Raw genomic sequence first — 21,258 nt, forward strand, 5'->3', positions numbered from 1 at the left:
TCAGGTTCCGTTCACCCATTTTGGTTACAGTTGCATCTTAAGGGAAACCAATATAAACTTTAACTGTTATGAACAAAAACCTTACCCGACCGGGCCGGATTTCATTACCGGTTGCATTCATGCTGCTGTTCATCCTCATTACAGGGGCAAGTCCCCAAACACTGGGCAGGATCAGTATTGAAGGCAAAAACATCACCATTGCTTCTGTATTCAGAACAATCAAAAAACAAACCGGCCTCACTGTTTTTTACAGCAACAAGCTCCTGGATGATGCTGAAAAAATTTCTGTCAATTTCAAACAAGCAGAACTTTCCGAAGTGATGGACCTTACTTTAAAGGGAAAAAGGCTCGACTGGGTTTTAAAGGAGAATTACATTGTACTACAAAAGGCTACATCTCCCGAAAAGAATGAAGAGCGCATTCAAAACAAGCCCATCGGGGAACAAAAAAAAGAAGACCGGACAGGCGTTGTTACCGATGAGACCGGTAAACCCGTCCCGGGAGTAAGCGTAAAGATAAAAGGCAATAATGGCGGATCAGTGACCGATGTAAACGGTCAGTATAAAATCAATGCCAATGCTGGAGATATCCTTGTATTTTCGTACATAGGGTTCGCGACGCAGGAAGTACAGGTTGGAACTAAAGACAGGATAAACATTAAACTCCTTCCCATTGATGAGAACCTGAACGAAGTCGTTATCGTGGGCTATGGTGTCCAGAAAAAAGTAAATTTAACCGGAGCGGTTTCACAGGTTTCGGGCAAAGACCTTGCTGCGCGGCCCATGGGACAGACTTCTGCTTCCTTGCAGGGAATGGCACCTGGCGTTACCGTGAGACAAAGCTCAGGGAGACCTGGAGGGGACGGCGGGACCATCAGGATCAGGGGTATCGGAAACTTTCTCGATTCGAATCCCCTTGTAATGATTGACGGTATAGAAGGATCGATGAACAACATTGATCCCAATTTGATTGAGTCCATCTCTATTTTAAAAGATGCGGCCTCATCCTCAATTTATGGTTCGAGGGCCGCAAATGGCGTAATTCTGATCACCACAAAAAGAGCAGTTGCTGATCAGGTAAATGTATCTTACAACAATTATATCGGCTGGCAGGAAGCAACGAATATGCCCGGCCTTGTTGATGCATTAGACCATATGCTGCTGACCAACGAAGCTTATGTGAACACCGGGCGTACCCCTTTATATTCTGAAGCACTGATTCAAAAATACCGTGAACAGGGTGGAGTCAGTTCCGATCTGTATCCCAACACGGACTGGCAGAAAGAAACCCTGACAGGATCAGGATTACAGCAAAGCCATTTCCTGACCATTCAGGGCGGAACCCAAAAAGTAAAACTGCTGGGCTCGTTTGGACTTTTTGATCAGAAAGGGATCATTGAAAATTCAAGTTTCAAACGCTACACCATCCGGAACAACGCAGATATAACGTTCTCGGAAAAATTTAAGGCACGGATAGACCTCCAGTTTGTGAATGCCATCACCACTGATCCTGCAGCAGCATCGAGTGAAATTTTTCAGTGGATGAATGGAATCCCTGCAAATCAGATCGGCATCAACCAAAGCGGCCAGTGGGGCGTCGGATGGAACGGTTCTAATCCAATTTCGGCCAGTAAAGATGGCGGCACCAACCGTACCAGAGGGCCTTTTGGGAGTATTAATGCTACCGTTAACTATAAGCCCGTTGAGTGGCTAGAGGCAGAGGCAGCTTATTCACCAAAATATGCGCTATCCTCATCAAAAAATTTCAGAAAGGCAATCCAGTCTTACCTGCCAAATGGCGCCACAAGTTTCCTTACCCCTGCCCTAACTTCGCTCGCACAAAATAAGAGTGAATCATTTTTTAACAACATGCGTGCTACGCTGACTGCCTCAAAAACATTTGGGAACCACAGCTTAAAATTTTTGGCCGGGGCATCACGCGAGGATTATTTCAATGAATGGACCAACGCTTTCCGTGATACATACATCTTGCCGGATTATCCGGTGTTGAACGCTGGTTCGGCCCTAAACCAACAGGCAACAGGCAGTGAAGAAGAATGGGCATTACAATCGCTGTTCGGCAGGTTCAATTATGTATATAAAAACAAGTATCTACTGGAAGTCAACGCCCGTTATGATGGGTCGTCGCGCTTTTCATCTGGAAATAAATATGGCTTTTTTCCATCTGCATCGGCAGGCTGGCGCATTTCGGAAGAAGATTTTATGGCTGGCTTAAAAAAAGTGGTTAACGAAGCGAAACTAAGGCTCTCATGGGGGAAATTAGGCAATCAGAACATTGGCACCTACCCCTCTGTCACCACAATTCTGCTTGAATCCTATACCCTTGGAAAACAGATTGTAAATACCGCGGCTTTAAATAACCTTGCCAACAAGATGATTTCCTGGGAAACCACAGAAGAAAAAAATATCGGTATTGACCTTACAATGTTTAACAACCTGAGTATAACTGCCGATTATTACAGGCGGAGAACAAGCGATATTCTGCTTCAACTGGATATTCCATTGATAGTAGGCGTTGGCAAACCCTTTCAGAATGCCGGAATTGTTGATAATAACGGTTGGGAGCTTGGTCTTGCCTACAAAGGAAAGGTAAAAGATTTTAATTATAACGTCAGCTTCAACATTTCAGACGTAAAAAACACCATTGTGGATACCAAAGGTGTCAATCAGACCGGATTGACCGTAAACCGTGAAGGTTATTCGATCGGTTCTCTTTTCGGTTACCAGGCCGAGGGACTCTTTGCTTCTGATGCGGAGGTGGCTGCCCATGCCAAACAGTTCGGTACGGTAAAGGCCGGAGACATCCGTTATAAGGACCAGAACGGAGATAACCTGATCAATGAGGCTGATAAAACTGTTATCGGCAGCACCATACCAAGATTCACCTATGCTTCAACCTTAAACGGTTCTTATAAAGGTTTTGATTTTTCGGTACTGGTCCAAGGGGTTGGTAAGGCAAACGGCTATCTTGCAGGCCCTGGTATCTTACCATTTAATGTTGGTGGCGCAATAGGCGGAACCATCAGAGAGGATAACAAAGACCGATGGACACCAGATAATCCCAATGCAAAATATCCCAGACTTGCTTTCGGTGAAACCAATAACGAACAGGTTTCTACCTTCTTTTTAAAAGACGCATCATACCTGAGGATAAAAAACGTCCAGATCGGTTATACTTTGCCAGTTGGCATTGCCCAGAAAATTGCCATTAAAAGGCTTCGGATTTTTGCAAACGGATCTAACCTGTCTTCCTTCGACAGATTCTGGGATGGATATGATGTAGAAGCGCCGGTTGGCGGTGGGAATATATACCCTCAGGTTAAGGTTTATAGTTTCGGTTTAGAAGCCACTTTTTAAAAACAGAACAGATGAAAACTAAAATATACCATTTAATCCTTGTGCTTTTATGCACATCCCTATTATCCTGCCAAAAAGACTACCTGGATAAAAGCCCTTTAAGCGGCCCTTCTGACGAATCGTTTTTCAGCAACCAGGATGAACTGATATTGGCGGTAAACGGCCTGTACCGTTACGCAAGTTATGCCCCTTTAGATAATATGCCCCTTAACCTGCTTACCGACAACAGTACCGATATCGGTTGGGATAGGAATAACAGTGCGCTGCAGAGTCTGGGCAAGGGGAACCAGGATAGCAATAACGGCTTTTCTTTAAGTGTATGGACAGAGGGATACAAAGTAATTGCCAAGTGTAATTTCATTTTAGACAATATTGACAAAGTAAAAGATAAGGCCACTGCTGCCATTTACAACAGAAGTAAAGCTGAAGCACGTTTTATGCGTGCCTACACTTACCAGTACCTTATTGATTATTTTGGGAGCGTACCGTTGGTTACCAGAGTGTTGACACTCGAAGATTCACAACTACCTAAAACGCCAAAAACTGAGGTGCTGAGCTTTGTGCTCAAAGAACTGACTGAATCAGCTGCTGATCTCCCTGTTAGCTATGGCGCTGCAGATGTGGGAAGGGCAACAAGGGGTACCGCATTGGCGATTAAAGCCAGAGCTGCCCTGAACAATGAGCGATGGGCAGATGCTGCAGAAGCTGCAAAAGCGGTTATGGATCTGAAAATTTATAGCCTGCACAATAATTTCGGCACACTGTTTTCTTACGCCGGGCAAAACTCGCCTGAGATCATATGGGCTTTTCAATACCTGAAGGCATCAAAAACAAAAATGCATTCCACACCTAACAACCTGGTGTCTCGTAATGGACTCGGTTTTACCAATAAAGTACCGTCACAGTCCTTGGTAGATGCCTATCCATGTACAGATGGGCTCAATATTGACAAGTCTCCCCTCTACGACCCTACATCCCCATATAAAAACAGAGATCCCCGGCTTGGCTTTACCATAGCAGTTCCAGGTTCTATATTTTACAACTACCAGTTTGAAACACACCGGGACAGCGTAAAATGCTGGAATTACAATACCACCCCAGCTACACGTGTAGATAACCAGGATGCACTTAATGCCTTCGCCACTTTTACCGGTTACTGCTGGAAAAAATATGTCGATCTGGAAGATAAGGCCGATCGGACAAATTCGGAACTGAATGTGATCCAGATCCGGTATGCAGAGATGTTACTGATTTATGCGGAAGCCAAAAATGAACTCGGACAGCTTGACCAGTCTGTATATGACGCCATAAACCTGGTAAGAACGCGGCCTAGCGTTAACATGCCGCCGATCACTACAGGAAAAACAATGGTAGAGTTCAGGAGTCTGGTCCGTAAAGAACGGATGTATGAGCTGGCAATGGAAGGATTCAGAATTTCTGATCTGCGCAGGTGGAAAATTGCTGATAAGGCGATGACCGGAAACTTTTATGGCAGGGTACAAAAAGGCTTATTGGTATCGGCGCCACAGATTGATGCAAATGGCCTTGCCGATTACAGTGCCGTACCAAATCGGGCAGAACTTAGGGTGATCGAAGTACGTGTTTTCGATACCGGGCGGGATTACCTTTGGCCGCTTCCGAATATAGAGATCGTTACCAATCCAAAACTCATTCAAAATCCCAAATACTAATGATGAAAAATATCTTTATATACATTTTACTCGCAATCATATGCCCTTTAACAGGTCTTAAAGCACAAAGCGCATTGTATAAAAACTATGACATCTGCATTTATGGGGGGACCTCTTCCGGCGTTATAGCAGCATACACCGCCGCCAGATCGGGAAAATCCGTTCTTTTGATCGAGCCCGGAAAAAACCTGGGCGGTATGAGCTCTGGGGGTCTGGGGCTGACAGATATTGGAAATAAATATGCCATCAGCGGCCTTGCCCTCGATTTTTACCGAAGAATAGGCAAACATTATGGCAAGTTTGAGCAATGGATCTTTGAACCCCATGTGGCCGAAAATCTCTTTAACGAGTACATCAAAAAAGCGAAAGTGCCTGTCCTCTACGAAAACCGGATTACTGGGATAGAAAAAAAAGGAACCCTGATAACAGCCATCACGCTGGAAAATCAGGCAAAAAAGAAAGTGGGCACTGTAAAGGCCAAAGTATTTATTGACTGCTCTTATGAGGGAGATCTGATGGCTAAAGCAGGGGTATCCTATACGGTGGGGCGCGAAGCAAACAGCACTTATAACGAAACCTTCAATGGTGTACAGCTCATGAACGGGCATCAGCTTCCGGACGGCATAGACCCTTATAAAGTTAAAGGCGATCCGTCCAGTGGACTGCTTTGGGGAATTAGTCCCGGAAAACTTATTGACAAAGGCAGTGGAGATAAAAAGGTACAGGCCTATAATTTCAGGATCTGCCTCACCAATAACCCAGCTAATATGATTCCGATTACCGAGCCTGAAGATTATGTTCCTGAACGCTATGAACTGCTCATCAGACAGATGGAAAAAAGAAACTGGAAATCGCTACAGGATGTCTTTATCTGGAGCGGGATGCCAAACCAAAAGACAGATATCAATAATAGAAATGGATTTTCAACCGATATGATCGGAATGAACTGGGAATACCCTGATGCAGATTATTTAAAACGCGAACAGATCTGGAAAGCCCATACCAATTACACAAAGGGATTGCTTTATTTCGTCGGTCATGATCCCCGTATCCCAGAGCACATCCGAAAAGAGATCAGCCAATGGGGATACCCCAAAGATGAATATACAGGCAACGGCAACTGGTCTCATCAGCTTTACGTAAGAGAAGCACGAAGGATGGTTGGTGCCCTTGTAATGACCCAGCACCACTGTCAGGGCAAAGAAGTTGTATCTGATGGGGTCGGAATGGCAGCCTATACAATGGATTCGCACAATTGCGACAGGCTTGTTGTAAACGGCATGGTCAAAAACGAGGGAAATGTTGAAGAGGGCGGCTTTGGCCCATACCCCATTTCCTATCGTGCAATCATACCAAAGGAAAGTGAAGCTTCAAATCTTATCGTTCCGGTGTGCCTCTCTGCTACACACATTGCCTACGGTTCTATCCGGATGGAACCGGTTTTCATGGTACTGGGACAATCTTCGGCAATGGCAGCGGTTCAGGCGATAGACCGCAAACTTTCCGTGCAAAAAATTGCTGTAAGCCGCTTACAGCAACAATTAAAAAGCGATCCCTTGGCTGATGGAAGTACTCCCGATATCCTGATCGACAACAACGATACCGATAAAGTACAGATAAAGGGCAACTGGACGAAAAAAAACCGCGGGGGCTTCGGCCCTGATTATTTTGAGGCTTCCGAAGATGCAGACACGGCTAAATTTATAAGGTACACGCCTGGCTCAAAAACCAATGGAAAATATGATGTATATACCTATTATCCAAAACTTGATGCCACCGACGCGGAAACCACCGTCACAGTATTTGATGGTAAGGAAAGCAAGACCATTTTGATTAAGAGTGCAGAGGTTAAAGTCCTTGGTCAAACTTCGGGTGAATGGGTAAGCCTTGGCAGCTATACATTTACCGGAAAGGGACAACCTTACATCGAAATCAGAGCAAAAGGACCGAAAGTGGTTGCCGATGCAGTACTATTGGTTACTTCTCCATAGTAGTTAAGTTCACAATAATCTCAAGAATGATAAGTACATATTTATCATTCTTGAGATTCAAAATCGGATGTTCAATCATTGGCCTGTATTGTCTGCTATTGCTTGATAATTAAGGTTATTAAGCAACGTAGATAATAAATAGTATGCCTATATGTCGCATTTCGACTGAAGCATCGGGGAATGGAGAAATCTGTGAGTAATATCAAATTGAAACATAGATTTCTAGAATTCGTTGCACACGCTCAAAATGATGACACCTTCTCTTCACTTAGCGAGACACGAAGATTAGGTAAGAAAAAATCGTTATTGCAAGAAGACTTTTCAGCCGATAGCCCGCCCCGATTTTCGGGGAAGCAATCTTATAACGATCGCTAATAGCGGGCTGCATTAAGATTGCTTCATCGTTCCTCTTCGCAATAACGATATCTCACACTTTATCTTCAGAAACAATTAGTATAAAACTAAAACATAGGTTGGGTATCCACCACAACCTATGTTTTCACCAAACTAAAATCAGCATATAAAAAGAATTAATCTTGTTACGACTGAAGTATGACCGGTCCTCACCGGATATTTTATCCATCTGGGATTTGTTTGAAGCCCTGATTTAATTAAGTATTAGAAGGAATATTTTAAATGATGCAATTATCTGCTGCTACCTTTAGTTTCATAGTTCAGTTTCTGAAAATCCTTTTGGGCTTGCTTAAACTGAAGATCGTATTCGATCGGCCAACCAAAAGCTTTTTCTGCAACATCCTGTAGGTTTACTCCAGATGCACCACTCCAGAAATGAATAAATTCTCCAAAATTCAGATCCCTTTTAAACCGGCCGTTTTTGTTTTTTGGGAAGTTTAATGCAAGGAGTTCAAAATACCTGTTGAGCACCTTTCCCTCACCATACTTATTATAAATAGGGAAAAACCAGTTTTTGAACCATTGTGTTCCCGATCTCGGAAAGTCGTCGTACTGGGTCTGCATTTGTGTAAACACCTTATAGGCTTCGTTGGTCATTCCTATGTTTTTGAGTACATCATAATTGAAAATCTCCATAAACTTACTGTCGCCCCAAAGTACATCAGAGGGTGAGCCTTTCGTGCCATGACTGGCACTGGTTACAATATGTCCCATCTCATGGATCGGCATGCCAATCTGCTCTCCGTCTGGATTGTTCCATTGCGCTAAGCCACAATCGATAACGTTCCGGTAATCATGGCTCGCATCAAAAAAAGGTGATGGATGCCCTCCTCCATAATCCTTGCCTATTGCGCGGTGCAGGATCACATACAGTTTTGGGTCCGGTCCGAAATCGCCATAGTTACGTTTAACATAGGCCCAACAATCTGCCATTACAGCGATAGGCCATTTAACATTGGCCGGCATGTTTTTATCATAAAAAACAGCCACATGTGCATTACTTTCTATCAGTTTCAGTTCTTCCTGATGTTCAAACCAGTGCTCCTTCCATACAGAATCAGGGGTGATTATCGTTTTTTTAGACTGATCCTTAGCTTGAGCTTCGGACTTTGAAACTAGTCCCAATAAAAAAATTGGGACTAGTAAATAAATGATTGCTTTAGTATTATTCATAATCGTATTATTCCTCTATTATACAGAAGAGATCCCTATTTATTCCAGAACGATATTTCGCTAATATTACTGTAATAGGCATCGCCACTGGCCACTTCTATTACCCGAATTCGGATATACCTCATTGCGGGCAGGCCATCAGGCAGGGTAACTTTAAATGGTGCCGATCCATCATCCGAACGTTCAACCGTTTTAAGCAGCGTCCATCCTCTTCCTTTTGATTCTGCCGTCCACCCTGGTGAATTGCCTGGCGACTGCGTTTCCGCTCCGGTAAGATCTGCGATTCCCCAGATTTCAAATTTGGTGGGATTATTACAACAGTCGCGCCCGATGATCTCGAACTGTGCCAGGTTTGATACCGGTTTCCCCATATCGAAAGTGAAATGATGTGGAAGCGGCGACTTATCATCACTATGGAAAATATCCGGATATCCGGTTGGTGCTTTATTGCCATTCCAAAGTTTAGATAAAGAAGTTTCACTCGAATATGTGCCCACATCATTGGCTAGCTTTAGCGGACGAAACAGTGATTTATCCACCGGCACCATAATATTGCTCAAAGAATCGTAATCTGCTGTACAAAAGGTATCAATTGCCGATTTTACGGGTACGTATGCCGACCTGAAATAAATCTTTGTTCCGGTTTTATAGTCGGCAAGCCTGATTGAATTTACATCAGGGCTTAGCGAGCTTTTGTGAATGGTACCATCTTTAAAAGTATATCGTATTTCGGTTGCAATGTTAATGGTATCAGGTTTTTCAAAGTTGAGCGTGATGCCGCTGTCGTCCAGTTGATAAGGATTAGCAGAAACCAGGAATCTGTTGGTAAGACTCGATTTGTAGCTATCACCGTAAATCTTTACGTTGCTGATCTGAACAGGCACCGATTTATTGCCAGCCTTATCGTAAGAATAAATGGTAAAGGAATAATTATACTCTACCAGTTTGGGAATAATTACCGATACATCAGTGACGCTTCGGTCCGGAGCTTTCATTTCCAATGAATCTGCCGAATTGTTCCAGAAGATCCGGTAATGGGTTACACTCGGATCAGGACTTGCCTTCCAGTTGAGCTTTACCCTGTAATTTCCTGGTGCAGCACCAACCTTGCCGGCAAAGCCTGGATATATCCGTTCTTTTCCATCAAGGTATTTTCTGTAATCAAGTGCATCCTTGCTACAGCCACAAAGAACTATAATGGCCATAAAAACCATAAAAATGCTGTTTATATGTCTAGTTGTCATCTTCTTTAATTTTTAATTGGTATTTCCCCAAAAAGATAATTCCATCACGTGGGCAAAATCTGCATTTCCCCAGGTCGAGTTAACGGCCAGTCTGATAAACCTCACTTTAGGAATATCAAGTGCAATGTTAAATTCGAACCCGGCTTTTACAGCGGCAAGATCCACAGGTGTGGTTTGTCCGGGTGCATTACCAGATGGAGGCGGCGGACAGGTAAAATTGCCCAGGTTGATCCAGTCGCCAACTACAGTGCCTTTTGCCGATGTTACCGGTAATTCGATATCTGCCGGTGCAGTTTTGGCTGATCCCCAGAGTGTCCAGGTCTTAGGATTACCATGATTGTAAGAATAATCGTTACCATAGGCTTCTCCTCTTTCCCACAATTTATAACGACTGAGCTTGGTAAGTACGCCCATATCAAATGTGCAGAGCTGAAGAGGCTTGCTATAACCGGCCTCAGTATGCCACCCAGGATCGGAAGTATTGTTATCCCACAACCTCGAAGTATTCCATCCAAGGCCTGTTGCACCCAGTGGAGAATCTGATGGTAGCCGATATTCACTGAACTGCGCTTTTGGTACCATAATCTCAAATATGGGGCTGATTGATTTATATAAGGTATCGGATATATTTCCCCATCTATCGGTTACATATACGCCAAAATCTCTTTTTAGGGTATCAAATCCCCTTACGCTAAAATTGATGTTTTCGGCTTCGGTGTAGAACTGTTCTATGGGAAGCATTTTCCCTGTTGTTTTATCATTGGAAATCACTATCACCCCAATTGGTTTCTTAGCCGGGTTACTGGCGATTACATTTACTCCGCCAAAATCGGCCTGAAGCTGAACCGTCGGATAAACGGACAGATAAGATGGTGTTGCAGGATGTACACGTACCTGTACAGGATCACTTTTCACATTCGCACGCGATACAGCGTAAAGCGTAACATCGTAATCGCCGCTTTTTTCAAAGCCTTCTACCTTGATGGTGTCGCTATAGTAAGAAGATTTACTCTGCCTTACCGTCCGCGAATTGATCCGGTATTCGGCCTGTACATAGAGCAGGTTTTCGGAATTGGGCAGCACATAGGAAATTACTGCAACACCAGCCAGGTTTTCTACTTTTACTCCTGTGAGTGCTCCGGGTTTTGTCATATCTTTCGATACCACCTCATTAAAACCTTCACTTTCTTTACAGGAGTAAAACGAGCAGGCCACAAGTAACATGGCAATAAACTGCAATGCAAAAAGCCTGTTATATATTTTTGATCTAATTTTCATTATCTTCTATTTAATTTTACCAATAAGGATTTTGAACCAGGTTCGGATTTACAATCAGGTCGTTGTATTTAATTGGCCACAAATAGTCTTTCAGCCCAAATACAGGGATTACCAGATTGCGCTGACGGTAGTAACCTTCAGGCGTGGTATCCTGAATATTCCAGCCCTGAAGTGGTTTGCTGAGTACATCCTGCATCACCTTCCAGCGCCTTAAGTCCCACCCTATTCTGCCTTCAAAACAAAGCTCAATTCGCCGTTCCTGCTGGATAATCGATCGGAGGCCATCTTTACTCGAAGCCTTGCCTGGATTAGTTGAATAGCTTGCCCACGACTCTTTAACACCTTTTAAACCTGCACGTGCACGTACTTTATCAATATAGGTATATACATCAGCGGTAGGGCCATTTACCTCGTTAAGCGTTTCTGCATACAGCAGATAAAGTCCGGCAAGCCTGATTAGCGGGATTCTGAAACTTGCCTGGGTAACCTCGGTACCAAAAACAGATTGGTAATTTACCAGTTTGCTTGGCCAGTATCCTGATACGTTAACTCTGATATTGTCTTTCGGACCGGCAAGCGAAGTTCCGCCACGGGCCTGCACATAGAGCATATTTTCTGGATCTGTTTGGCCGTTACCAAAAAAACAGCTTCCATCAAAAGATAAATCGGCATAAAAGCGAGGCTCCCGATCCATGTGCATTTTTATGGTTTGATAACCGCTTTTTAAATAGTATTTACTTTCGGTAGGTGCTGCAGCAACGGTATAACGTCCTCTGTAATCGAAACCAGTATCTTCAGCCATTGGGACACCATTTTTCGAATAAAAGAGTTCGGCCATTCCGATAGGTACGGCAAAGTTACCCGGCGCGCCACCCATATTCTGTACCATGGCATTGGTAAGCCTCGGCATAGCCATTGATTGCAGGCCGAATTCAGGATTAAGCGCCCAGATTACCTCAGGATTTTTTTCCCAGTTTTCGGTAATGCTCTGCCTGATGTCCATTACGGTTTTTAATGGTGCGGGTATGCTTGGAAGATTGCCCGGAGAACTAAAATGATAAAGCGAAAGGTTACTCTCTTCGCATGACTTTATAGCGGCCTGGCAGGCAAGCATTGCCTTATTCCATTTTTCTGCACTAAAAGCTGCAGGAAACAGGTTAACACCATCTTTATCCTTAAAACCAGCATAATCAGGATTGCCATTAAAAAAGGGGCTCGCTTGCGTGGTAAGTACCTCTGCCTTAACCGACAGGGCGATGTTTTGAGTAATCCTGCCCAGGCTACGTGCCGGATCCTGGATGGTACGTGGAAGATCAGGGGTTGCCTCATCCAATAAGGATACAATGTAGGCAAATGCAACATCTACAGGTTCTCGTTTTATCCTTACCTCATCTGTGCCGGCATCTATCGGCAGATTCTGTTTAATCAAATGAATTGGACCATACATCCTTAACAGATAAAAATGGTAGTAAGCCTTTAAAAACTTTACCTCAGCAATCCAGCGGTTGCGTTCAAATTGAGCCAGGTCTTTTGGCCGGTCAATATTTTCGAGAAAAATATTACATCTTCTGATGGCCTTAAATATAGGCTGGCCAAGCTGTTCTCCATCCCAATAATTTAGTGAGGGATTATCAGTGCTCTGTACTCCCCTGATGAGGTGGAAACCCTGCTCCGCATCCCTACTGCCCAATGTAGCCTCGGTTAAAGTGTTGGGGAAATAAATCTCTCCTGAAGTGGTAAAAGCGGCATCACTATTGGATGGGCCCATGTTCTGCAGGGTAGAGTAACAGGTAAAAAGGTAGTTCTCGGCCTCGTTTCGGTTTCTGAAAGCATAATCGATTGTGGCCACATTATCTGGCGTTACATCCAGGTATTTCTTGCAGGAAAGGGTCATTCCCGAAATCACTGCAATGAGTATGAGAAGTTTTATGTTGAATTTCATTACAAGCGTGCTTATAGGTTTACGTTGATTCCGATGTTATACACTTTCTGGATCGGGTAGCTGAAGCCATTTGAGGCCAGCTCCGGATCCCAGTCTTTGAACCTGCTCCAGGTGAGCGGATTTAAAGCATTAAAATAGATCCTGCAGTTAGACAGAAATACCTTTTTTGATAACTTATCAGGGAAAGTATAGCCTATTTCTACCGACTTCAGCCTGATGAAAGCACCATCACGCATCCACCATGAACTGGTTTGGAGGTTGTTGCTGATTTCAGAAGAAGTGGTTCCCAAACGTGGGTATTTGGCATATAAATCCTGATTTTCTTCTGTCCAATGGCTATCGGCAAAAGGCTGAAGCACTTGCCTGTTAGATAGGAAAGGACTAACTTGTGATGGATCGATAAAGAAACTGGTGCGGCCCACACCCTGGAAGAAAAGCGAAAGATCGATCTTTTTAAATCCCATTGAAAGCCCTGCACCATAAACAATCTCTGGGGTTGATGGCAAACCAATAAAAACCTGATCGGCCTCGGTAATTTTCCCATCATTATTTACATCGGTATATTTAATATCTCCACCTTTAGGTGCCGAAGCACCTGCGCCAAATAGCTGTGTTGGCGAAGCTGCCGCCTCCTGGTCATCAACAAACAAACGCTCGGCAATGTAACCCCATCTTACCCCAATTTTCTGTCCGGAGAGTATTCTCCATGGTTCTTTATAGGCTGGTTGTTCGTATTGTCCGTATTTATTCTGCGAAAAGGTAAAGTTCATCCTTCCCGACATCCAAAATCCGCCCCTAAAAGTTTTACTATAATCGGCAGAAAAATCTATCCCTCTCGAATCGGCGGTTCCTAGGTTTGCACTCACACCCGATTCTAGTCCCATACTGGCAGGAATAGAGGCACGCTGCATCAAAATATTGTAACGGTGCTGTTTGTATACTTCGGCAATAATATTCAGGCTTTTAAAAAGACTGATCTCAAGTCCGATATTGGTTTGTCTGGAAGTTTCCCAGGTAACGGCATCATTGGCATAATTGGTAATGCTTACCCCTGGCCTGGTAACGCTGTTGGCCTGCCCAAAATAGGCAGGGTTACCGCCATTCAGGTTCACGTTCGAAAGATAGAAGAAACGCTGTGCACCAATGGCGTCGTTACCAACAAGACCATAGCTTGCGCGCAATTTAAGCTTATTCACAGCCTCTTTTAAGCCGCCGTTCCAGAATGATTCATTGGAAATTACCCATGATCCGCCGATCGTTGGAAAGAAACCAAACCTGTTCTTTTCAGCAAAACGCTCCGATCCGTTATAGCCAAAGTTAAACTCAGCAAAATAACGGTTATCGTATCCATAACCTAACCTTCCCGATAGGCCTACATTCCGGTAAGGAAGCGAATACTGAAGGCTGGATAAATTGGTAGCCGGATCTACCGCATTGGCATATAAACGTTGTTGCCTGGTGGCGATCAATGTACTGCTGATGTTATGTTTATTACCGATTTGCCTCGAGTAATCTACAACCGCCTGCATGTAAACGAATGTATTAATGTCTTTAAACCCTGGCTCAAAACTCAGGTACTCTGAAGCCTGGCCAGGCTGGTTATTGATCCAGTTGAGGCTATATTGATTGCTGATCCTGTCATAAGATGCTACATTGTAAAAAAACGGAGAATATTGCCTGGTCAAATCGAAATAGGAATATCTATTGGTATTAAACATTCCTTTAAAGCTTAGTCCCTTAGTCAGGAAATTAAGATCCTGGTTCAGCTCAAGCTGTGCCGACATTCTTGACCTCGAGAAAGATTTATATCCCTTCATCATATCTGCATAAGGATTGGAAAACCCAACTGTATTTCCGGTACCCTCCGTTGAGCTGTTGCCAAAAAGAATATGCGTATCGATCCCTAGTGAAGGATCAGATGGGTAAAAAGCAGGAAATAGCACAGGGCTGGTATGAAGTGCCTTTTTATAAAGGTCGGCAGAGAAAGAGCCGTCATCGGTAATCGGCCCGTTGTATTCATCAAAAGTTCCCGACAGCCTCAGCACCACTTCTGTGGTAGGCGTAACATTGATGTTGACATTGGAACGGAGCTGGTAGTTCTCGAGTTTCACGTTATTGTTGAAGTTATTCACAGGGCTTACCTTTAATATCCCGTTATCGCGGTTATAAGAGGTACCGATGTAGTATCTTGCAATCTTTCCCCCTCCGCTTACGCTTCCGTTGAGGCGTTGGTTGTTGGTGCTGGTTTTAAACAATTCATCAATCCAGTTTACTGCAGGATATACGTACTTATTGCTCCCCGGTGCACCACTTAAAGTTTGCTCGCGGTTATAAATATCGTTCTGGCTAAACCTTGGCACTCCTAAAGGATTTCGTGTGGTGATGGCCTCATTATACATCTTCATAAAAGTAATAGGGTCGGCAATTTCCAGGTTTTGTGTAGCCTGTGAAATGGAGTTTTCAAAACGGACGTTTACTTTCGCATTACCTTCAACACCTTCTTTTGTGGTAACCAAAATTACACCGTTAGCTCCCCTGGCACCATACAACGCCGTGGCACTGGCATCCTTTAAGATGGAGAAGCTGGCGATATCATCAACCTGTAGCCGGGCAAGATCGGTTGGCGTGAGCTCTACGTTATCTACCAGGATCAATGGATCTTGTTTGTACCCGAATGTAGTTACCCCACGAATAAAAAATGTAGAATTATCAAGCCCCGGTTGGCCGCTCCGCTGGTAGGCCACTACCCCGGCAATCTGTCCGGCCAAGGCATTGGTTAGGTTGCTGGATGGAATCTTCAACTTCGAAGGGGTAATGCTGGTAACAGACCCTACCATGGCTTCTCTCCGCTCCTTCTTTCCAAAAGCAGTAACCACTACATCCGAAAGATTATTGTCATCCGAATGCAGTACCAGATCTACCTTTAGCCTTAATGGATCGGCAATAAAGGTAATCTGTTTAAATCCTACAGATGATACTACAACCGTAGATTTGACTGCGGCGTTCAGCGAGAATTTACCATCGCCATCGGTAATGGTTCCCATAGTACCCTGGCCTTTAACCTGAAGACTTACCCCCGGAATTCCAAGGCCAAGCGAATCTTTAACAGTACCGGTAATTTTGATTGTTGCGCCCTGTTGCGCATAAGTGGGACTGCCCAAAAGCAATAAACAGGCACTAAATACTGCGAACAGTACCCAGAGGTTTCCCAGATAAGGCAAATGCCTTACCTTAGCAGTAAAATTTTGGTTCATAAAGTTTGGTTGGTTTTTATGTTTAGATTATTTCAAAAAAAGTTTGCCGCCATCAATTGGAGTAGTCAATTTCCTTCTGTATCTGTCAAACAAGAGCAGTTAATAAATTAGCCGGGCCAAAAATGATCCGGCTAACATCTTATTTTCTTTCGTTAAATACCCCTAGTTCAGCAATAGCGGGCGAGCTATCAAAGTCGGTAATGGTTACCTTTATTTTTTCGCACCAGATGCGCTCGAACCTAAAAATACTCACCTTTTTCTCGCCCTCATTTTTTGCAGTTAAAGCATTCCATTTACCATTTGTATAGTACTGTAAACTGTAGGTGGCTTTTCTGTTATTGCCCGCTGTAAGTACCACCATATTACAGGGAACAGCTTTTTCGAAATTCAGCTCATACCATGGCGATTTTACGGTGTGATTGGATGACCAGCTTGAACCGAAATCATCATCATTGGCAAAATCCATGATATTCATATCATCACTCCAGCTGCTGTTACTTTTTACGTGCTTCGCAATGTTGCTCGAAATGATTGGTGCAGCGTGCACAGGAATACGTGGAAGATCTGCAGGTTTTTTATAAATCTGGCCCATTTCTTTAAGTGCTGCCAAAGCATTATCATCGATTAAACCGTTTTTACCTGGCGCTACATTGAGAATAAAATTGCAATATGCACCGTTGTATGGAATAATAAATTTATTCACAAGCTCTGGTACATTTTTTACAGGGGTAGTAGGGAAAGAGGTTTTCCAGAACCAGTTGGCCTGAAGCGGAAGACAGGCAAGCGCCGGAAGTTTGTTGTTCTCTTTAGAAATAAACTGGCCGGCACCTTGTTCGTAAGATTTGATATCCGTATAAAATAATGCCTGAGTAGGATATTTCGCGGCATTTAAATCCATTACCAGACAGTTAGGCTGTAACGATTTAATTAGGTAATAGATATCCTCAAAAGGTACCTGATCATAAGAAATCCTCGACCATGGCGCATCCCATCCATCGATAATAAGGGCAGTAATCTCACCATAATTGGTTAGCAGTTCGGTAATCTGATCTTTGATCATCTTAACGTTGGCTGCTGTAATCTGATTTGGGCGGATGCCATGGTGGGTATCTAGTATAGAATAATATAACATTACCTTTAATCCGTTTTTACGGAAAGCATCTGCATATTCTTTAACCACATCTCGTTTTAGCGGCGTATTCATCACATTATATGTTGTAGTTTTGGTATTCCAGATCGGAAAGCCACTGTGGTGTTTGGTAGTAAGGCAGCCATAGGTCATGTTAGCAGATTTTGCGGCTTTTGCCCATTGATCAGCATTGAGTTTTGGCGATTGGAACAGTGAAAGATCGGCGTCCGGATCAGACCAGTCCTGATCCATAAAAGTAGGCATCCCGTAATGGATAAACATGCCCAGTCCAAGATCGACAAAATCCTGCTGAAGCTCTGGTAAGGATTTATTAGCCGATTTTTGCTGGGCCATTGCCGGGTAAATAGATGTCGTTCCCGAAACGATAAGTAATAATGATAAAATCCTTTTAAAGGTCATTTCTGTTGTTTTTGGTTTACGTATTTGTGTTAGTTAATTGAAAGATGGGACCGGCCTGCTTATTAATCAATTTCGATCAATCAATAAAAATCTGATTTACAGGCGGCATCAAACTTTATTATTCAAAGCTACACCCGACATGGAAAGAATTTGTCGAACGAAAACGTAACAGAAACCTAACAAAAGCTTAACGTTATGGTATTTATGAAATAATACGTCTATTTTTAAGGGATAAAATGAAAGATCGTATATATAAATCAGTAGTATTGGTCAGTTTTCTGATTTTGCTTCTGGTACAGCTCAGGTTAACCTATAATTCTTATGTATTGAGGGACAGAGACTATAGTTTAAAGGAAAAAACGCTGATTAACGATGAATATGGACGCAGTATATCAGAAGATAAAGTTTATAAAGGCGGAGGAAAGATTATTGATTCGATTCTCTCCAGGAATATGCCTCAGCTCAAACAAGCTTATTTAAACAACAGGAAAGAATTTGTTAGATTGTCGCAAAGCATTAGCAATACACTGCTGAAAGAACTGCAAAAGCAAAGTACCATGGACAGTGTTTTCCGCTCGATTGTAAAAAGGAACGGTTTAGATAGCAACTTACAATACCTGCTTACATTCCAGTCAATAGAGATTAACTTCGATACCAAAATCGGGAATATTACCATATTCGACAACCAAACTCATACCGATTTTAAAGCAGACCAAAAAACCCCGTTTGGCGTTATCATTGATGGTACATTAACTGATCCAAATATTCAGAACAGGGTAACCAACCTTTCTGTTAGTGGTAAACTGGTTTACGATTATAGAATTACCTTTAATCTTTTTGTTGATCCTCCGGGCCGTACTTTAAAAGTAGCGTATCAAATGTTACCTACGTTTTTGCTGGTTGCCCTGTGTATTGTCATTATTGTAGGCATTAATTATTACACCTATATCAGCTGGATGCGGCAGAAAAAAGAAACAGATGTTAAATCTGATTTCCTAAACAGTATTAAACATGAATTTAACACCCCCATTACCACCATATTAGTGGCCAGCAAAAGCCTGCATGAAGATGAGGTGCTTAATGACAGGGCACGCGTAGATGCGCTTGTAAATATTGTAGAGAGACAGGCCCGCCGGCTTCATTCCCACATTAACCAGATGCTGGAAATTTCGGAAATCAACAACAACATCAACCTGGAGGAAACAGATCTTAATTATGCAATTCTCACTTTGGTTAACGACTATAAAATAAAAGTCCAGGCTCCAAATAGCCTTACTTTTGATCCTCATGGTTCGGAAATAATGATCATGATCGATCCTTTTGTGTTTACCACCATGTTACAGAACATCCTCGACAACTCTTTTAAGCACAATCATAGCGAAATAAAGATGACGGTGCTCTTTATTACAAGCAATAATGGCGGATATACCATCCATATTAAAGATAACGGAAAGGGAATTGAAGATACAATGAAAGAAAAAATATTCGACAAGTTTTTCCGTGCGGGCAAAGATAATGTTATTTCAGGGCTGGGGCTGGGCTTATATTACGTTAAACAATGTATTGATATTCATGGCTGGGAAATCAGCGTAAGAACAGCACTGGGAAAAGGGACCGAATTTATGATTCATATTCCTGGCGAGCAGGCCATAATTAGTGCCAATCATTAACCCGAAGAATTTTATGATTTATGATATCGTAATAATTGAAGATGAAACAGACCTGGGCAATGTGATTTCAGAATACCTGAAGTTGCGGGGATTTAGTGTGCTCTGGTTCAAAACTGCTTCAGCAGCATTGGCGTATTATAGCGCAAACTGGCTGGATAACAAACTGGTTATTGTGGATGTACAGTTACCAGATATGAACGGCTTTGACCTTGCATCAGAGCTGGTAAAAATCAATTCCAATCAACCTTTTTTCTTTCTAACGGCACATAACGAAAAACAGGACCGCCTTCGGGGCCTCAAAATTGGTGCAATAGACTATATATCAAAGCCATTCGAAATCGAAGAACTGGTATTAAGGATAGGAAATATCATCAATAAGTTTTCCAGCAATCCAAAGACACAGTCAGCGCCCAGCCTGGGATTTATCCATATTGGCGATATCCGGTACAAAAAAGACCAGCTGTTTGTGCTAATGCCCGATGACAAAGAGATTTCCCTCACCGTAAGGGAATCCGAAGTACTGGATCATTTGGCAGGCAATATTAATCAGGTAGTTAAAAAAAAGGATATTTTGTTAGCATTATGGGGAAATGATGATTATTTCAATGGAAAAAGCCTTGAAGTATTCATTTCAAGGCTGCGCAGGCTTTTTAAAGTTTCAGAACAGGTTAGTATAGAAAATGTATATGGATTAGGATATATTTTAAAGGTTAAATAATGGAGATCAGTTGTTAATTTAACAATTGCGGAATAAATAAGGCCTGATCTTTACAATCAGTAATGAGATATTTTCATACCGGGCAGCTGTTTTGATCGGTTAATGGCCAATAAGGTTATACCATGATCATGAATAGCCGCTTAACGGGGGGGGATTCTAGATCAATTCGTCTTTCCCTTACAGCTCAATATAATTTGGTAAACATACAAAGGCACCGACCATCCCACCCAAAATAGCGAGGGCGATATATCAGCGGAGCTACCAAGACCCTGAATAAATGGGATTTTTAAAGCTGATCCTGAAATAATAAATGCAAGTGTTACAATATAACTTCTGGTCATCCACTGTTGATGCAGTCTAAACTTCCGTTTAGTTGCAGCATAATATGCTATCGAGGTTGAACTTATCCAAACGCTGACCCATATTTGCAGCGAAAAAGCATACGCCCAATTAACTTCTTTTGCTGTGGTAAAAGCCAATATTACAGCACAAAGGCTACTCAGTAATATAGCCATTAAATATAGTAGTCCTATAATCCTGTGGACTTTCGGATTTAGTTCCCTTAGCTTGGTCCAAAATTGAATGAGCCCAAGTATTAGCGACCCTCCTCCTGCTGTAATATGTGCTATCAATATCCATTTAAACTCAAAGTACTTACCAAGTGCCTCCTTAGTGAGGGTAAGAAAACGATCAGCTCCGTGCATAAATTGCCAGGTCAGAAATAAGATTATCAGCCATATTAATATAAATTTAAAATCGGATCTGTCTAACTTTAAAATTCTGTTTCTTTTAATGCTGTTTGCCATAATTATATAGAAGTTGTTTAAGGATGTGCTTTTACCGTTTTATTCTAATTATTTCCTGACAAAGTTGGCGATCAGATTCTTATCTGGAAATAACCGATAAAAGAATAGGTATGCCGCCTGTTGAACCGATAAGCTTATTTGATTATTTTGC

Annotated in this window: 12 protein-coding genes; 5 read left to right on the forward strand and 7 right to left on the reverse strand. The window is 42.6% G+C overall.

Annotated elements, in window-relative coordinates:
* Nucleotides 1-68: 68 nt before the first annotated feature.
* Genes QF042_RS18880 through QF042_RS18890 form a run of 3 tightly spaced genes read left to right on the forward strand, consistent with a single transcriptional unit; the run spans nt 69 to nt 7,059 of the window.
* Nucleotides 69-3,377: a TonB-dependent receptor gene (locus QF042_RS18880; RefSeq protein WP_307531275.1), complete on the forward strand. Its 3,309-nt coding sequence runs from the start codon at nt 69-71 to the stop codon at nt 3,375-3,377.
* An 11-nt stretch (nt 3,378-3,388) separates the two neighbouring features.
* Nucleotides 3,389-5,068, forward strand: coding sequence for a RagB/SusD family nutrient uptake outer membrane protein (locus QF042_RS18885; RefSeq protein WP_307531277.1), 1,680 nt, complete (start codon nt 3,389-3,391; stop codon nt 5,066-5,068).
* A complete protein-coding gene (locus QF042_RS18890) occupies nt 5,068-7,059 on the forward strand; it encodes an FAD-dependent oxidoreductase (protein WP_307531279.1) in 1,992 nt (663 codons plus the stop codon). Before QF042_RS18885 ends, QF042_RS18890 begins: the two co-directional genes overlap by 1 nt.
* 645 nt (nt 7,060-7,704) lie before the next feature.
* On the opposite strand, the gene QF042_RS18895 is transcribed toward QF042_RS18890, so the two are convergent.
* The 6 genes from QF042_RS18895 to QF042_RS18920 form a co-directional block, all read right to left on the reverse strand.
* Nucleotides 7,705-8,646 (reverse strand): hypothetical protein, encoded by a 942-nt coding sequence (locus QF042_RS18895; RefSeq protein ID WP_307531281.1) that lies wholly within the window; start codon nt 8,644-8,646, stop codon nt 7,705-7,707.
* A gap of 35 nt (nt 8,647-8,681) precedes the next feature.
* Entirely contained in the window at nt 8,682-9,890 is a 1,209-nt protein-coding gene (locus QF042_RS18900) for a DUF4998 domain-containing protein (protein WP_307531283.1), read from the reverse strand.
* Between the two features lie 12 nt (nt 9,891-9,902).
* Nucleotides 9,903-11,168 carry a DUF5000 domain-containing lipoprotein gene (locus QF042_RS18905; RefSeq protein ID WP_307531285.1) on the reverse strand — a complete coding sequence of 422 codons (1,266 nt, stop codon included), beginning with the start codon at nt 11,166-11,168 and terminating at the stop codon, nt 9,903-9,905.
* 16 nt (nt 11,169-11,184) lie between these two features.
* A complete protein-coding gene (locus tag QF042_RS18910; RefSeq protein WP_307531287.1) occupies nt 11,185-13,110 on the reverse strand; it encodes a RagB/SusD family nutrient uptake outer membrane protein in 1,926 nt (641 codons plus the stop codon).
* 11 nt (nt 13,111-13,121) lie between these two features.
* Entirely contained in the window at nt 13,122-16,364 is a 3,243-nt protein-coding gene (locus QF042_RS18915) for a TonB-dependent receptor (protein ID WP_307531289.1), read from the reverse strand.
* A gap of 139 nt (nt 16,365-16,503) precedes the next feature.
* Nucleotides 16,504-17,913 carry an alpha-L-fucosidase gene (locus QF042_RS18920; protein WP_307531291.1) on the reverse strand — a complete coding sequence of 470 codons (1,410 nt, stop codon included), beginning with the start codon at nt 17,911-17,913 and terminating at the stop codon, nt 16,504-16,506.
* 236 nt (nt 17,914-18,149) lie between these two features.
* Here QF042_RS18920 and QF042_RS18925 point away from each other — a divergent pair, with 236 nt between their 5' ends.
* A complete protein-coding gene (locus tag QF042_RS18925) occupies nt 18,150-19,583 on the forward strand; it encodes a sensor histidine kinase KdpD (protein WP_307531293.1) in 1,434 nt (477 codons plus the stop codon).
* Nucleotides 19,584-19,596: 13 nt separating this feature from the next.
* Nucleotides 19,597-20,301, forward strand: coding sequence for a response regulator transcription factor (locus QF042_RS18930; RefSeq protein ID WP_307531295.1), 705 nt, complete (start codon nt 19,597-19,599; stop codon nt 20,299-20,301).
* 161 nt (nt 20,302-20,462) lie between these two features.
* Here QF042_RS18930 and QF042_RS26395 read toward each other — a convergent pair whose 3' ends face one another.
* The gene (locus QF042_RS26395; protein ID WP_373459085.1) at nt 20,463-21,107 is read right to left on the reverse strand and encodes a DUF2306 domain-containing protein; all 645 of its coding nucleotides are present in this window, start codon (nt 21,105-21,107) and stop codon (nt 20,463-20,465) included.
* Nucleotides 21,108-21,258: the final 151 nt, after the last annotated feature.

Source organism: Pedobacter sp. W3I1 (genome assembly GCF_030816015.1).
Classification (GTDB): domain Bacteria; phylum Bacteroidota; class Bacteroidia; order Sphingobacteriales; family Sphingobacteriaceae; genus Pedobacter.

What these genes read in the sequence shown, in the direction of transcription:
- QF042_RS26395 (WP_373459085.1), bottom strand. Translation starts at nt 21,107, where the DNA reads ATGGCAAACAGCATTAAAAGAAACAGAATTTTAAAGTTAGACAGATCC.
- QF042_RS18885 (WP_307531277.1), top strand. Translation starts at nt 3,389, where the DNA reads ATGAAAACTAAAATATACCATTTAATCCTTGTGCTTTTATGCACATCC.
- QF042_RS18880 (WP_307531275.1), top strand. Translation starts at nt 69, where the DNA reads ATGAACAAAAACCTTACCCGACCGGGCCGGATTTCATTACCGGTTGCA.
- QF042_RS18920 (WP_307531291.1), bottom strand. Translation starts at nt 17,913, where the DNA reads ATGACCTTTAAAAGGATTTTATCATTATTACTTATCGTTTCGGGAACG.
- QF042_RS18895 (WP_307531281.1), bottom strand. Translation starts at nt 8,646, where the DNA reads ATGAATAATACTAAAGCAATCATTTATTTACTAGTCCCAATTTTTTTA.
- QF042_RS18930 (WP_307531295.1), top strand. Translation starts at nt 19,597, where the DNA reads ATGATTTATGATATCGTAATAATTGAAGATGAAACAGACCTGGGCAAT.
- QF042_RS18925 (WP_307531293.1), top strand. Translation starts at nt 18,150, where the DNA reads ATGAAAGATCGTATATATAAATCAGTAGTATTGGTCAGTTTTCTGATT.
- QF042_RS18910 (WP_307531287.1), bottom strand. Translation starts at nt 13,110, where the DNA reads ATGAAATTCAACATAAAACTTCTCATACTCATTGCAGTGATTTCGGGA.
- QF042_RS18915 (WP_307531289.1), bottom strand. Translation starts at nt 16,364, where the DNA reads ATGAACCAAAATTTTACTGCTAAGGTAAGGCATTTGCCTTATCTGGGA.
- QF042_RS18900 (WP_307531283.1), bottom strand. Translation starts at nt 9,890, where the DNA reads ATGACAACTAGACATATAAACAGCATTTTTATGGTTTTTATGGCCATT.
- QF042_RS18905 (WP_307531285.1), bottom strand. Translation starts at nt 11,168, where the DNA reads ATGAAAATTAGATCAAAAATATATAACAGGCTTTTTGCATTGCAGTTT.
- QF042_RS18890 (WP_307531279.1), top strand. Translation starts at nt 5,068, where the DNA reads ATGATGAAAAATATCTTTATATACATTTTACTCGCAATCATATGCCCT.